The sequence below is a fragment of the Parageobacillus sp. VR-IP genome, from assembly GCF_013357975.1.
GTDB classification, from domain to species: domain Bacteria; phylum Bacillota; class Bacilli; order Bacillales; family Anoxybacillaceae; genus Saccharococcus; species Saccharococcus caldoxylosilyticus.
The window spans coordinates 382,079-396,882 of sequence record NZ_JABVYQ010000003.1 but is presented as its reverse complement, the minus strand read 5'-3'; the positions used below and the strand labels follow the sequence as shown (position 1 = coordinate 396,882).

Sequence of the window (14,804 nt, the reverse complement as noted above, 5' to 3'; positions counted from 1 at the left end):
TTGAAATATCAAACCGTGTATAGAAGATCTGCTCCGTATCTAAATTTCTTATGGCTACCATTTGACTTTGTGAGTCAACAATACACTACCGAGTATGGAAACCATCATGCATCTTTCCAACCACCAAAAGTGTTGGAATACCATATGGAATTTCTAACTTCCTCTTCGTCCATGGCTATTTTAATCTTTACGGTATTTACTTTTTTTACTCTTTTTACTCTTTTTAACATATTTGTTATCCGCTTCATCCGCGCTTTTTTTAGTACTATCTTGTTCAATAGCTGTTGTTGAGGTCATATGAATCGCTTGATCCCAAACTTCTAGTATCTCGGATGCTACCCGATCCCATTTATATCGGGAAACGGCAAGCTCTCTTCCTCTTTTTCCCATTTTTTTCATCAACGATTTGTCAGATAAAATTTTAGCGATTTTTTCTGCGAAATTACTAGGATCTTCAGGGTTTTCTACAACAAGACCGTTTTCTCCTAAATGAATGACTTCTGGGTTACCACCCCGTGCTGTTGTTACGATCGGAAGTCCTGCTGCCATCGCTTCATAATGTACCCGAGCAAGTGGTTCTTGCCATTGTGAAGTACATACAAATAAATCCGCTGCGGCAAACCAATTTTGTATTTCATCTGGTGCCACAAAGCCTGTTGTCACAACCGGCACTGGCAGTTTTTTTGCCAATGCCCGTACGTAGGCAACATAATCGGTTACTTTATTTTGGCTAAACCAGTTACTTCCTACAATAACTAGAGCTAAATCTTTAAATTTTTTTGAAAGCTTTGGTAACGCTCTAATTAATTTATCGACCCCTTTATTACGCGAAAGCCTTCCTGCAAATAAAATCACCGTTTTGTTCTCTAAACCATGTGCTTTTCGAATTTTATTGCGCACTTTTTGCATCTTTGGATGACTTCCAGGTAAAAATCTTTCGGTATCTACTCCGGAATAAATCGTGCGAATCTTTGGCGAGGCTTGCGGATAAAGTTGACGTATTACATTACCAACATAATCACTGACTGTTACAATACTTGAAACTTCTTCTAAGGCTTTTGTTGCTTCCTCTGGATCAATTTTGTCAATATTGAACATATCATTGTGCATACTTAAGGTAATCTTAGAATGAGGCGCTGCCTTACGGACAGGAAGAACAAGGCGTGGACGGTTAAAAATGTGGATAAGGTCAAAGGAGTTTGATTCAATATAGCGAACAACACCTTCTCGATATATTTCAAAGATTTTTCCGGGCACCCGTACATAACGAATGCCATCTACGGTTTCTTGATCAGGGAGAGAGGGATCACTAGTCCCTAAAACTGTAATATCATGATGCTTGCTTAAATATGGGAGAACACCGGATATATAAGTTTGGATGGCTCCTCCGCGTATGGGAGGTACAGGGAGCTTTTCCGTACAAATCATCAAAATTTTCACGTTAATTTCACTCCCTTCCAATCATGTTGAATTTCCTTCAACACTGGCCATTTAGTCTGATCCGTTTCGATAATTGTTTTTATTAATTGTATGGTTTGTTCATCATTTAGAAACAATTCAGGATCATTCACGACTTCTTTTATATTTCTATAAAATTCATTTGGCAGTGATAAATCAATCATAAGAATTTCATATAATTCAGGGGAAATTGGATTTGTTTCATGGTAGGCCTTAATCATCTCTCTTATCCACTTTGCATCCCATCTATATAAATCTAACATTGTTCCGGAAATTAGCTTTCTTAAATCACGAATAGGTAGATCAAATGCTACACCATCAAGGTCTATAATCCACATCCCATTATGACCCATTTGTCCATTAGACCAGCCATAATCCTGATGAGCTAAGCCCCAATAGGCATTGCCGCGTTTGATTAATTCAAAATAGCTAGATTGATCCAGTCTTTCTAAACTCCTTCGAGCTTGCTCTTCAAATTCATCTACCACATTTAATAAGTAAGAACTTGCAGGCAGCTCGTTATAAGCTTTGGCAATGTTTCGAAACCAATCCATTTTATAAATGATTTTTTCATAATTTTTTCGCCATTTGTGCAATCTTGAAGCTGTTTCTGCTTGGGGAGGGGGGACATAGCCCTTACTTAATCGATGAAACTCACCAAGGGCGGAACAAAGCAGTTTCGCTCCCTCTAAATCTTTTGTAACTGGTTTTAATGATTCAATCCACTCTGCGACAAACCATAGCTTTCCTCCTGCCTCAACATAATTTGTTCCATCCTTTGTCTTTACTATGGGAGGTACTCTTGCATGCTTAACATCAACTAAATATTCCTGAGCTCCCAAGCTAAATAAACTCCTAGTTGGTCTTCGGTGTAACAGCTTTAAGCTTTTCGGCCCCTTATTTGTTTCAATCTTCCAAATAGCGCCGCCTTTTTCATGTTTAGTTGCAACTACCTGAATGCTTTTTACTGAAAAATCATAATGCTTTAGAACTTTTTCTGCCAGCTTATTGATATAGTCAGGTATAAAAAGCTCATGAGCGGACTCATCCACTTCCCATGGTTTAATTAAAATATTCTCCACAATATCCCTCCTATAAAATAAAAATGAATCTTCCTCAAGAATGAAGCAGTGGCCGATCAATGGATTTATCGAAATGCTATTCATCTTTTAATCTGGTTTTTAATGCGTAAAGGAACATTTCAATTGCCACATCGTTTACTTTGTATGAATATCTTGTAAAGTATATCACCTAGCAGAATATGAGTTTGGAATCATTATTTGGATCTTTGGTTCTCCCGAATTAGGTGTTCATTTTTTGTATGCCATGGGGTTTAATATTCAATTACGCTTTCTGCATCTTTTCTTACTAAATTATGTTTCATAAAAAGATTTGTATAGTAAAGTTGAATCAGATTAAGAAATTGTGTCTCTTTACTACTTTTTGTGATGAACACTTGTCCTAACAAAAATATTAGCTGAATGAAATATGAATACTTTATCTCCTTCTTCAGCTTACTAACCAATCAGTTAGCAGAATAAAAGTGGTCAATTGCTCTTCTTGACGGCTTTCATTCTACCAACTACCATGCCGTTTGGTGTGAATAGCTAACATTATTTCTAGGATTTCGTCAGTGTTTTCCTTTTTTCTATGCCTTTATCACTAAATGTGATGATAAATCTATTCGTTTAGTTACTTGCTGAAAAGGAAGAAAATAGGATATACAAATTTTTATAAAAACAAAAAACCCTTCAGCAGTTTGCTGAAAGGTTTAACTTAGTTTGTGTTATCAATGACACGTGAACAAATACTCCTATTCTTCTGTGTATTTCTATTCCAAGCCCCCTGTTCGAGGGCTAGGAATAGCCGATAGACAGGAAAACTGGCTTCCCTTCCCTTTTTGCTTTTTGAAACGCTTCTGGCGACCATTCCAACCAATTGACAGGATTTGTTTCATGCTGCTTCAAATAAGGACTTTTCGACATCACTAACCAATTATATTTTTCGTTATAACGTTCCCGTTCCAGATATTTCTTCATTATGTAACACTTCCTTTTATGAGTATAAAAATAGCTCTGGCCCGGAAATCTCGTCAAAAATTTTTTCCTAAACAGAAATACCGATTCAAAAATGAAATATACTTTGCATCTGATGACAGCTTCGGTATTGTCCTCCCCAAGCAGATCAAAAATCTTTTACGGTTGTCGTCCCCTATTTAAATGATAAGCAATGCATCCCTCTGAATCGTCACATTCACCGGAGTTTTAGTGAGAATCTCGCCATCGCTTTGTACAATAACCGGCCATTCAGAGGTCACTTCTACTTGTCTTCCTTTTATCATGGTTACACCAGAATGAAAAACGTGTTTGCCTTTATACGCCTTTGGAAAAGTGCGTAACAGATCCCATTTTGTTATGCTGTGTACGATGCAAATGTCGAAAAGGCCATCATTATAACAAGCATCCGGACATATTTTAATGCCTCCGCCGTAATTCGGGATATTGGCAATGGCAATTAACCATACATTATTCACAAAGTATTTATCCCGTGATAATTGCCGACTTACGGGTCGCGAAATACACGATTCATTCATAGGCTGGATTCATAAATATTTGTCCAAGTGGCTATTTTGAAAAAGGGCAGATCATTAAATCTGCCCTTTTCCTTTTCCATACACGAAACCACCGATTTTGATGAAATGAGGGATTTAAGAGGTGTTTCGTGTCACCTTGTGGAGAATTAATAGAAACCAACACAAGAACATCCTACAATGATAAGCAAAATAAATAGGACAACAACTAAGGCAAAAGCGCTCATCTATAACACCTCCTATGGAGTATTGGGGGATGACTATTGTGCTCCTTGATTTTAAGGTATGTTTTTAAAAAAGAGTTAGATTGGACAAATTCCCCAACGGATAAGAAAATTCCGCTTTTCTCTAATTCATTGCATTTCTAATAATGATTACATCCATTATTATTTGTCGTCCCAATTGCATCCCGCTTAAATTTCCGCTTGTTTAACTAAAATCAATTTGTACAAGCCAAAGTCGTTCGTTCTTCGCGTAACGAAGAAGCTATATGCAATGCATGAAAATGGATGTGGGTGAAATACTGTAAGTAAAGCGCTTCCCTAAAGGAGTGAAGAACGTGGGAAAAGGTGGAAGTATCAAAATTCATCTATTTTTACTATTGGTTGTTACTGCCGTTTTTATTTGGTCAGCGATCAAACCAGCAAGTTACCGGACATGGCTCCTGGAGGTTAGTCCTGCCGTTGTCGGTTTGATCATTGTCATCGCATCATACAATAAATTTCGTTTCACCACTCTCTCTTATGTCATTATTGCTATTCTAGCCATTATGATGTTCGTCGGCGGTCACTATATCTATTCCAAAGTCCCGCTTTTTGATTGGATCAAGGACGCTTATGACTTAAAGCGAAATCATTACGACCGATTTGGGCATTTGCTTAAAGGCTTATTTGCGATTGTGCTGAGAGAAATTTTATTGCGAAAAACTCCATTAACGAAAGGTCCTTGGTTAGTTGCCATTGTCCTAAGCATGTCGCTGGCCATCGCTGCTTTGTACGAAATTATCGAATGGTTAGTTTCTAAAATATCCAAGGGAGGAGAAGCAGCTAAAAATTTTTTAGGAATCCAAGGCGATATTTGGGATACGCAATGGGATATGTTATGCTGCTTGATCGGCTCCATTGTTGCATTGTTTATCTTTTCTAAACTACATAACAGACTGTTAAAAAAAGAAGTAGTAAAAGAATAAAAAAGATGGGGATCCCCTTATTTTAGCCGTTTCGGTTGAAATAAGGGGAGTCCGTCTAAATGAAATAAAGACCATGTAAAAACAAAGGAGTTCTTCTAATTTTTTATACAAATAAATTTTGTAACGATTCAGTTCATCGCTAGTTCATTTGATAGAAAGTAAAACGAAGAGGGTGTTTTCTCTCCCAGAAAACACCCTGTTTATTTGGGAGGGGGAAATAAGCAAATGCTTTTTCCTTCTATTTGGATGGTGGATATTTGTTCTCAATTCACCGTCCTCACCTTCTGTCCATTCTTGATATTGCTAGCATGGACAGGAACAATGAGGTTTTAACCCCCTTCTTTCGTTGGAGGCTGAATATGAATCACAGCCCATTACCTCACTCCCCCCTGTAAAGCGGACGATCCAGTGCATATAATCGTCGATATCTCTCCTCACTTTTAAGCAGTTGTTGATGACTGCCATCCATGGTAATTTTTCCGTTTTCAAGGAAAAGGATACGATCCATTTTCTCCACGCCCATCAAATGGTGCGTTACCCAAATGATCGTTTTTCCCTTCAGTGTAGCGAAAATGGTAGCCAATAAGTTTGCTTCTGTGATTGGATCGAGCCCAACTGTCGGTTCATCCATGATGACTATCGGAGTGTTTTGCAATAATATCCGTGCCAGTGCTATTCTTTGCCGTTCACCGCCGGAAAAGCGAGAACCTGTTTCATGCATGTTCGTCTCATACCCTTTAGGCAATTGCATAATCATCTCATGCAATTGAACCATCTTAGCTGCTTCATATACTTCTTCATCTGTTGCTTCCGGGTTGCCGAGGCGGATGTTGTTCATGACGGATGTATTGAATAAATAAGGCTTTTGGTTGAGAACAGCCATTAATTTTGGAACAGCCGAAGCCAACTCATGTGCGTTCATCCCGTTTATACGCACTTCTCCACGAGTCGGTACAAGCGCTCCTTGAATTAATTTCAACAATGTCGATTTTCCGGATCCGCTGCGTCCGATGATGGCAATCTTCTCCCCCTGTCCTATTTTTAAACTAAAATCGTCCAGCAGCGGTGTTTCAGAAGTATATCCAAATGACAAATGGTTTATTTCAATCGTTACTTGAGATAAGTTTAGTGAATCTTTCCGTCCATCTGCTTCTATCTGAAGTGGAGGGGACTGTGGTTGAATGGCTTCAAGACGCTTTAATGAATCTTGATAGGATGATGTTTCACTAACCGCCCCTGCAAGCGGCAAAAAAGATTCCACTAAGGACAGGGCTGCAAGACCGCAAGCAGCAATCACCGTGGGCGAGAATTCTCCTCTTAGCGTTTGCTCGTTGGCCCAATAGATGGCTATGATGACAATGGCGCCAAGCACAATCTGATTTAAAACGTCCCGCCAGTTCACAAAGGAATGTTTTTTCGTTTCCAGTTCAAGCAGTTTTTGTTCTTGTGTTTCGTATCGCTGAATATAAGTCGCGTATTTCCCGCTGAATATCCAGTCGCTTATGCCAAAAATCGTATCGGTAAACTGTTGATAAAGTTGGTGTTTTCTCCTTTTCCATTGTTCATTTTTTGTTTTCATATAAATGTAGGAAATAATTGGGCCGACAAAAACCAACAACCCTATGAATACAGCCAGGAGAATGGCGAATGGAATCGAGAAAAGTCCTGCGCAAATAATGATCACTGTGTAAATAGCTAACGAAACGATTGAAGGAAACAGTATTTTTAAATAAAAATCCTGCAAATGTTCAATATCATCGGCGAGGGCACCAAGAATGTCACCCGTGCGCAAGCGGGAACGAAGAAACAATGCTTGCGGCTCAATGATTTTATATAAGCGGGCGCGCATGTCGGAAAGGATTTTCAAAACTAATTGGTGTCCTGCCAGTCTTCCCACATAGCTAAGCACAGCCCGGGCAATTCCGAATGCACGGACACCGACAATCGGCACATAAACCATTAAAATGGATTCAGGTTGTGTCGCCGCTTTCGAAATTAAATAACCCGAAGTAAACATCAATGCTCCGCCAAAGAGAATGGTAAGCGAACCAAGAAGAATCGCCAGCGCAAACAAGCCGCGATATTGACGCAAATATGGGAAGATCCAATTTTCCATTAGATGCCCTCCATTTGTGTTTTAACAAGCTGATAATAAGTAGAATTCTTCCTTATTAACTGTTCGTGCGTTCCGATTTCGACTATTTTGCCTTGATCAAGAACAATGATTTGATCCATATCCAGCATCCAATGCAAGCGATGGGTGGCAAAAAATACGAGCTTGCCATTAAACAATTGCAGCATCGTTTCTTTTAATTCGTATTCTGTTTCAATATCAAGATGGGCAGTTGGCTCATCCAGCATGATGATAGGACGGTTGCTTAAGAATGCCCGCGCGAGGGCGATCCGTTGTTCTTGTCCGCCACTTAAGCTCCGTCCCCCTTCCCCTATGATTGTCTCGAATCCATACGGCAACGATTGAATCATTTCGGCAAGGCCCGCTCTCTCTGCGGCCTTCTCAACTTCTTTGACCGTTGCCTCCGGATGATAAAAACGAATATTGTTGAAAACGGTATCATGAAATATATAAGGGTGTTGGGGAATATACGTTATTTGGCTTTGCCAATTCAACTGGGATAAAGTTGTTAATTTCTTACCGTTTATCTCAAATTCACCTGACGAAGGTGTTAAAAATCCGCTTAATATATCAATCAATGTCGATTTTCCTGCACCACTGGCTCCAATAATTCCAATTTTTTTTGAGCCTGAAACAGAAAATTGGATATCTTGCAAAGCTGGACGATCACTGTCAGCAAAATGTACGCTTACCCCTTTCACAGAAAATGTGCTTGTTGATTGCCAAAGGGGAATAGGATCCTGTTTTTGCTGCAACGATTCCTTATCGAGGATTTCCTGAATCCTTTTACCCGCATTTTTGCCGTCAAGCGTCGCATGGTAATCAGCCCCGACCTCCCTAATTGGCAGGAAGTACTCCGGCGCCAGGATCAGAATCGTCAATGCCGGACGCAACTCCATCTTTCCGTTTATTAAATCTATTCCAAGAAAAACGGCGACGGTCGCTATGGAAAGCATTGTAAAAAAATCCAGTGCAAACGAAGATAAAAAGGCGATACGCAAAGTTCCCATTGTAGCCCGACGATATCTTTCGCTGACTAAGATAATTTGGTTGATGTGCTGCCGGCTTAATCCCAAATATTTGAGGGTTTCCAACCCTCTCAACGAATCGACAAAATGGTTGGACAGCATTTGATAGGATTCATATTGGCGATCGGCCTTTCTTTTTGCCGCCAATCCAAGCAATATCATAAAGGCAATAAGTATCGGAACGGCTAGGGCTAAAATGACAGCAGAGCGGATATTTATAAAAAAGATAAAGATGCAGATCATGGCAGGGATCATTGCCGAATTCATCAATTTCGGAAGAATAAGCTCCAAATAGCGGCGGAATTGCATTATTCCCTCCATAACCAAGGTGACGGTCTGTCCGGAGCCTTTTTCTTTTACAAAACGAGGGCCGAGTTGAAACAGCTTTTGCAGCAATGATTCCCGGAACTCTTTACCCGTTTTGGCCGCAAAATGGTAGGCTATATTTTTTTTCCAAACGGTAAGCAGTTGGCGGACAACTAACGCAAGAAAGAAAATGACCAACTTTTTAAAGACATTGGCAAACGAATCTCCCCCGAAAAGGGAGGAGATTGCGTCTGCCAAAAAATAAGCCTGAATAATAATGATAGCACCTTGGATAGCCGTTAATATCGCCAGCCCAGCTAAAACCGGCTTCATCCCTTTGTAAGAGAACAACGCTTTATCCATCAGTATGTTAAATGCTCCTTGTCAGATACTCGTTTGCGGAATACGTAATAGCTATAAATAGTATATCCTAAAACAAACGGTAAAATAGTTGCCGCTACAATTGTCATTATTTTTAGGGAATATGCCCCGCTGGATGCGTTGTAGACCGTTAAATCAAAAGCTTTGTTCAAGGAACTGACCATCACCCTTGGGAACAGTCCAACGAATATCGATGATACCGTTAATATGATTCCAAGCCCTGTCATGGTGAATGCCATTCCTTCGCGTTTATTGGAAATGAAATAGTATGATAATCCAATAGCAAGCACAATCAATACGACAATAATAAGCTCAAGGATAGGGTGCATCTCAAAAATATCTGTCACAAACGAAGAAAGTCCTACAAAGACGACAAGTGATCCAAAAACGGCCAACACCAATTTTTTCGCCAATGCAGCCGACCGTTGTCTGATCTCTCCTTCTGTTTTTAAAGACAGGAACGTCAAACCATGCAATAAGCACAGCAATGTAATCGTGAAGCCGCCCCAAATGGAATAAATATTAATAACATCCGAGAAACCGGCTTCCATATTCATATCTTCACCGATCGGCATCCCCTTAAGCATGCTTGTAAATAGAACGCCTAGAAGGAACGGCGGCAGCAAGCTTCCGAAAAAAATCACCCAGTCCCACGTATTCGTCCAGCGCGTGTCTTCTACCTTGCGGCGAAATTCAAAAGCAACGCCGCGCCCAATGAGGCTTAGCAAGACTGCCAGCATCAATAAGTAATAGCCGCTGAACATCGTTGCATACCAGTTCGGGAATGCCGCAAAAATGGCTCCCGCTCCAGTTATTAGCCATACTTCATTCGCGTCCCAGAAAGGACCGATTGTATTCACCATTACGGTCCTCTCCTTTCGGTCACGGGCAAGGAAACGAGTCGACATTCCTACACCAAAATCAAAACCTTCAAGAAAGAAGAACCCAATAAAGAGTACGGAGATTAAGACAAACCAAATTTCACTCAATTCCATCTTAAACACCTGCCTTATTGAATGGATCTATTGATACCGTTGAATTTACATCTTGATGCTCTACCGGTCCTCGTTTAATTTCACGAACCATCAAATAAACCATCACACCTGCAAGAATCGTGAATATCAGCGTGTACATCATGATGGAAAATAATATGGTCCCTGAAGAAACATTTGGTGATACAGCGTCAGCTGTCGTCATCAATCCAAATACCGTCCATGGCTGACGGCCCACTTCAGTCATGACCCATCCGAAAGTGTTTGCCAAAAATGGAAATGAAATAGCAGGAACCAGGATTTTCAAGAACCTACTGCTTTGCAGAAGACGTCCCTTTTTCCACAGATAAAGACCAATCATCGATAATAAGATCATCGCCATGCCAAAGCCAACCATTAAACGGAAACTCCAATACGTCGTTTTGACTGGAGGAATATAATTCGTACCTTCGCCAACGATTGGATCGTATTTTTCCGCATATTCAGCTTGGAGAGTTTTCATTCCTTTTAAACTGCCTTCAAATTTAGAATAAGATAAATAGCTTAATGCATAAGGAATATTTAGTTCAAACTTGTTTTCTTGATTCTTTGTATCAATCCAGGCAAATGCTGACCATGGCGCAGGATCGGGCGTATCTTCCCAAATGCCCTCTGCAGCTGCCATCTTCATCGGCTGCGTTTTTACAAGATACTGCGCTTGGGCATGTCCGCTGAAGGCTGCGCCCAAACTGCCGAGTAAACCAATGATTAAAGCAATATTCATGGATTTCTTGTAAAATTCAACATGTTTCTTTTTTAATAGGTTATAGGCACTTACACCAGCAATGAAGAACGCTCCGGTACATAATGCACCTGTGATGACATGCGGAAACTCCACCCACAATTGTCCATTCGTTATCAGCGCAAGAAAATCAACCATTTCTGCCCTGCCATTTCTAATTTCATAACCAACAGGCACTTGCATGAAGGAGTTTGCTGTTAAAATCCAAAAACCGGAAAGCATAGTTCCAATCGATACAAGCCAAATGCTTGCCAAGTGCACCTTTTTAGGCAATCGATCCCAGCCAAAAATCCAAAGGCCGATAAATGTGGATTCCATAAAAAAGGCAAGCAATGCTTCAATGGCGAGGGGTGCCCCGAAGACGTCACCGACAAATCTAGAATAATCCGACCAGTTCATCCCAAATTGGAATTCTTGAATAATTCCTGTTACAACCCCTACGGCAAAGTTAATCAGGAACAAATGTCCCCAGAATTTCGCCATTTTTTTATAAATCTCATTTTTCTTCACTACGTATAACGTTTGCATCAAAGCGATAATAAATGCTAGGCCAATGGTAAGCGGCACAAAGAAGAAGTGGTAGATTGTAGTCAAAGCGAATTGTATCCTTGCCAACATTACTGGATCCATGGCATTTCCTCCTTTAAGTATTCCCCAGAATTTGACCTGTGTTGACATCATGTTCATATTTTCACAAAGATGGCTATATGTTCAAAACTTCACATAACTATGCACCTTAACCTATGGTATTTTCTCTTTTAGGAATTTCATCAGAACACGGCCTGGGGTGATATCATATTCATAAATTCATAAAATTAAACATTATTAACATGGTAAATGTGAAAATCGCACAAAAAAACAGTCACCTTCTGAGCGGCGAAAACAGCTTTATTGAATGAGAAACTTACTAATACTATTTACTAATACTATAACAAAAAAACGATTATAAACTCTTTGATAGTTTGACAAATATGTTACAAAATTACGTCGAAATTCGTAAAAGATCTTACTGCATGTAAGATCATGTTCACCATGTTTAGATTAATATGAAAAAAACAACGCCCTTAGAGACGTTGTTTTCCTTTCTTATATATTTTCATTGGGTGTCGTCTCCTTTTTAACCACCGTATACGTTTGACCATTCTTTTCCATCTGTTCCGTCAATTCAATGAGGACGACAGAGTCGGCACCTTCTGGCATCATCGCGCCGGTCATAATGCGCGTAGCCGTATTCGCTGTCAGTTTCTTGGTCGGAACTGCACCGCATGGGATCGATTCAATAACTTGCAGAGTAACTGGCCGTTCGTCGGAGGCCCCTTTTGTATCAGTCGACCGGACGGCAAACCCGTCCATCATCGACCGGCGAAAGTGGGGAAAGTCGTGCGTCGCTACCACATTTTCACCGAGGTATCGGCCAATGCTGTCCGTCAGCTTCACTTTTTCTGTACCAAGTGGGCGAATCCATGGTTCAAGACGTTTTTGTGCATCCCAAATGTCAACAATTTCTCGCTGAAATCTCATCTTTCGTCTTCTTCTTTCTGCTAAACTTAAGAAAGGCATGCCCTAATGAACGTCCTTCCCTTTTATAAGGGCAAGTGCGTGGGGAAGGACAGGTTGAACGACAGCAAAACATTCTTGTACCCCTTTCGGATTTCCTGGAAAGTTTACAATTTTTGCCCCTGTTTTCCGCACCAAGTAGATGGGGCCGTTTACTTTGCTTTTGTCTGCAACTTTGCACATATCCTGAACCTCTACACGACTAAAATCGGCAACTTCTTATGTATTAGTTTGCCTTACTTGTCTGTTTAACCTTTGTACCTAGAAAACTAGTTAGGGCTGGCCGTACCTCGTTTGTATCTTTGCCACTCTTCTGGAGTGTCGATGTCTACCCCCCATAGTGGATTGTCAAAATCGACATATTTTAGTTCAGCTAAATGTTGTTGAATGACTTGTTGTGCACCCTGGTCTCCTTCAATACAAAGCAACTCCGGGAAAATTTCCGCATCAAACAAGACTGGATGACCAGGGGCAGATGCATAGCGGGGACGGATAATTTTGATATTTTTTGACTTTGCCATATCATATGTTTCCCTCAACCGCTTAACAACCGTAACAGGAATAAACGGTTGATCGGCCAAAAAAATAAATGTTGCTGAAACTTTATCCTGAATAGCTTTCACTCCGGCCTTTAACGAAGACGACAACCCTTCAGCAAAATTTGGATTGTGAATCACAATAGCCGGTAAATCACGGGTATGTTCCTTAAGTAACTCGGTCTGTTCGCCGCCCACTACGACAACTGGTCGGAGTCCTGAGTGTACAGCTGTTTCAACTGCATGTCGAAACAGGGGCTTTCCGTGCAAGTTAAGAAATTGTTTTGGTTGTCCCATTCGTTTAGACATGCCGGCAGCTAAAATAATAGCACCAATATCGTTCATACACTTTTCCCACCAATTAAATAGTATGTGAACTACCCACCACCTGCGCTTCGCTCAGAGGTGAGGGCTTCAAGCGACTGTATGTTTTCGCCGAACAATAAGCAACATAAAAGAACCCTTTTACGCTTCCTTTCGTTCCGAAGGTGTTCATTTTTCCACAATATTTGTCAATACGACATTAGCATGTTTGACGATGTTCAAAATGTAACATCTTGGAAGAAAGGATCATTTGGTAGGGCGCTGCAAGTAGAGGCGCCCCATCCTTCAAACATGAATTTTTTCTCTACCGTGCAGCGGCTGCCCCGGGCGAGCCGATCGCACTGCGAGTAACTCAGACACGATGGAAACAGCAACTTCTTCAACCGTTTCTGCACCCACATCCAGTCCAACTGGTGCATGAATCGGTGCACTGTTCATGTCGGCGCCAATATTCTGAAACATCTCCCGAGTACGTGACAAGGGACCAAGTATACCTATAAATTTTGGTTTTGCCTGCAGTGCTAGACGTAGTGCAGCTTCGTCTCGCATTTGCAAGTGATTCATGATTAGCCACCAGTTCCCCTCCAGTTGTGCTGGATCAACCTCGTCAGGTTCAGCTACCAGGTGTTGGGCCATAGGAAAGCGTTTGACTCCGTTAAATTCTTTGCGTGGATCGAGCACAGTTACACGGAATCCGCATTTGGCAGCGAGCTTCGCCACTGGAACGGCATCGTGACCTGCGCCGCAGATGATCAAATGTTCGTTTGGCCGCATCGTGTCAATGTAAAAACGTCGATTATCGACTATAGCTATCTCCGCTCTCGTACGATTTTCGACACGATCTATCAGCTTCCGCGCGACAGCTTCTGGCAGCTTGTCAATATCGCCGGCGATGGGATTTTTCTCGTCAAATACGACACGGATACCCGTTGGCAATTCAATAGCCAGTGAGATGGCACGATCTTGGGCGATGGCTTCCTGCACCGATCGCCAGAAAGGATCTTTAGAATGAATAGGAAAGATGGCGACTTCCATCGTTCCTTTGCAGCCAATCCCAAGAGACCATATTTCATTTTCACTGAGGTCATAATTTACGAGTCGAGGTTCGCCTTCTTCTATTGCTTTTTCCGCCCATCCATAAAGGTCCGATTCGAGGCAGCCCCCGCTGAGTGTACCAAACATTTTACCTGTTTCGGTCATCATCATTTTGGCACCCGGCAGGCGGTACGCGGAGCCTTGTACCTGGGTAATCGTCAATAGAGCAGTTTTTTCCCCTTTTGCCCAAGCTTGCTCAATGTGGGTAAACACATCACGCGCTTCATCGATACGTGACACAACTGATCCTCTCCTTCTTTTCTAGAGGCCAACTTAAAATTAAAAATTAGCATGTTCTATTTTTTCATGATGTGGTTCTAATATTGCAGGAGGTGAGCTCACTTCATAGTCGATGTTATACTGACAGGAAGAAGAGCCTTAGAGACAGGGCAATATATGGAGGCGTTTACTCAAAATTTTACCATAGCCCATA

The 14,804-nt window shown here is 41.1% G+C and carries 13 protein-coding genes and 1 pseudogene; 1 reads left to right on the top strand and 13 read right to left on the bottom strand.

The genetic code is table 11. The features are described 5' to 3' along the window. Positions 1 to 104: 104 nt before the first annotated feature. From HT574_RS09980 to HT574_RS09960, 5 genes and pseudogenes are all read right to left on the bottom strand, one after another. A pseudogene (locus HT574_RS09980) lies at positions 105 to 1,440 on the bottom strand (glycosyltransferase family 4 protein). Next, complete coding sequence (locus HT574_RS09975) at positions 1,437 to 2,540, bottom strand: CotS family spore coat protein (protein ID WP_175244476.1); 1,104 nt, start codon at positions 2,538 to 2,540, stop codon at positions 1,437 to 1,439. Before HT574_RS09975 ends, HT574_RS09980 begins: the two are co-directional and overlap by 4 nt. 774 nt (positions 2,541 to 3,314) lie before the next feature. Then, positions 3,315 to 3,497 carry a DUF255 domain-containing protein gene (locus HT574_RS09970; RefSeq protein WP_017434049.1) on the bottom strand — a complete coding sequence of 61 codons (183 nt, stop codon included), beginning with the start codon at positions 3,495 to 3,497 and terminating at the stop codon, positions 3,315 to 3,317. Positions 3,498 to 3,673: 176 nt separating this feature from the next. After that, positions 3,674 to 3,991, bottom strand: coding sequence for a diacylglycerol/lipid kinase family protein (locus HT574_RS09965; protein WP_175244475.1), 318 nt, complete (start codon positions 3,989 to 3,991; stop codon positions 3,674 to 3,676). Between the two features lie 206 nt (positions 3,992 to 4,197). Beyond that, complete coding sequence (locus tag HT574_RS09960; RefSeq protein WP_071532920.1) at positions 4,198 to 4,275, bottom strand: YjcZ family sporulation protein; 78 nt, start codon at positions 4,273 to 4,275, stop codon at positions 4,198 to 4,200. Positions 4,276 to 4,607: 332 nt separating this feature from the next. Here HT574_RS09960 and HT574_RS09955 point away from each other — a divergent pair, with 332 nt between their 5' ends. Further along, positions 4,608 to 5,237, top strand: coding sequence for a DUF2238 domain-containing protein (locus HT574_RS09955; RefSeq protein WP_175244474.1), 630 nt, complete (start codon positions 4,608 to 4,610; stop codon positions 5,235 to 5,237). Positions 5,238 to 5,616: 379 nt separating this feature from the next. Here the strand turns inward: HT574_RS09955 and cydC are convergent, their stop codons facing one another. The 8 genes from cydC to HT574_RS20345 form a co-directional block, all read right to left on the bottom strand. Continuing rightward, on the bottom strand, positions 5,617 to 7,353 hold the full coding sequence (gene cydC / locus HT574_RS09950) for a thiol reductant ABC exporter subunit CydC (protein ID WP_175244473.1): 1,737 nt from the start codon (positions 7,351 to 7,353) through the stop codon (positions 5,617 to 5,619). Next, a complete protein-coding gene (gene cydD / locus HT574_RS09945) occupies positions 7,353 to 9,068 on the bottom strand; it encodes a thiol reductant ABC exporter subunit CydD (RefSeq protein WP_175244472.1) in 1,716 nt (571 codons plus the stop codon). The genes cydC and cydD overlap by 1 nt, the downstream gene beginning before the upstream one ends. Then, the gene (gene cydB / locus HT574_RS09940; RefSeq protein WP_175244471.1) at positions 9,068 to 10,081 is read right to left on the bottom strand and encodes a cytochrome d ubiquinol oxidase subunit II; all 1,014 of its coding nucleotides are present in this window, start codon (positions 10,079 to 10,081) and stop codon (positions 9,068 to 9,070) included. Before cydB ends, cydD begins: the two co-directional genes overlap by 1 nt. Position 10,082: 1 nt before the next feature. Next, positions 10,083 to 11,489: a cytochrome ubiquinol oxidase subunit I gene (locus HT574_RS09935; RefSeq protein ID WP_175244470.1), complete on the bottom strand. Its 1,407-nt coding sequence runs from the start codon at positions 11,487 to 11,489 to the stop codon at positions 10,083 to 10,085. 456 nt (positions 11,490 to 11,945) lie between these two features. Further along, the gene (locus HT574_RS09930) at positions 11,946 to 12,380 is read right to left on the bottom strand and encodes a MoeA family protein (RefSeq protein ID WP_254698637.1); all 435 of its coding nucleotides are present in this window, start codon (positions 12,378 to 12,380) and stop codon (positions 11,946 to 11,948) included. 42 nt (positions 12,381 to 12,422) lie between these two features. Then, a complete protein-coding gene (locus tag HT574_RS09925; protein WP_175244469.1) occupies positions 12,423 to 12,599 on the bottom strand; it encodes a molybdopterin-binding domain-containing protein in 177 nt (58 codons plus the stop codon). 86 nt (positions 12,600 to 12,685) lie between these two features. Further along, positions 12,686 to 13,297: a nucleotidyltransferase family protein gene (locus HT574_RS09920; protein WP_175244468.1), complete on the bottom strand. Its 612-nt coding sequence runs from the start codon at positions 13,295 to 13,297 to the stop codon at positions 12,686 to 12,688. A gap of 264 nt (positions 13,298 to 13,561) precedes the next feature. Then, complete coding sequence (locus tag HT574_RS20345; protein WP_175244467.1) at positions 13,562 to 14,611, bottom strand: XdhC family protein; 1,050 nt, start codon at positions 14,609 to 14,611, stop codon at positions 13,562 to 13,564. Between the last annotated feature and the right edge of the window lie 193 nt (positions 14,612 to 14,804).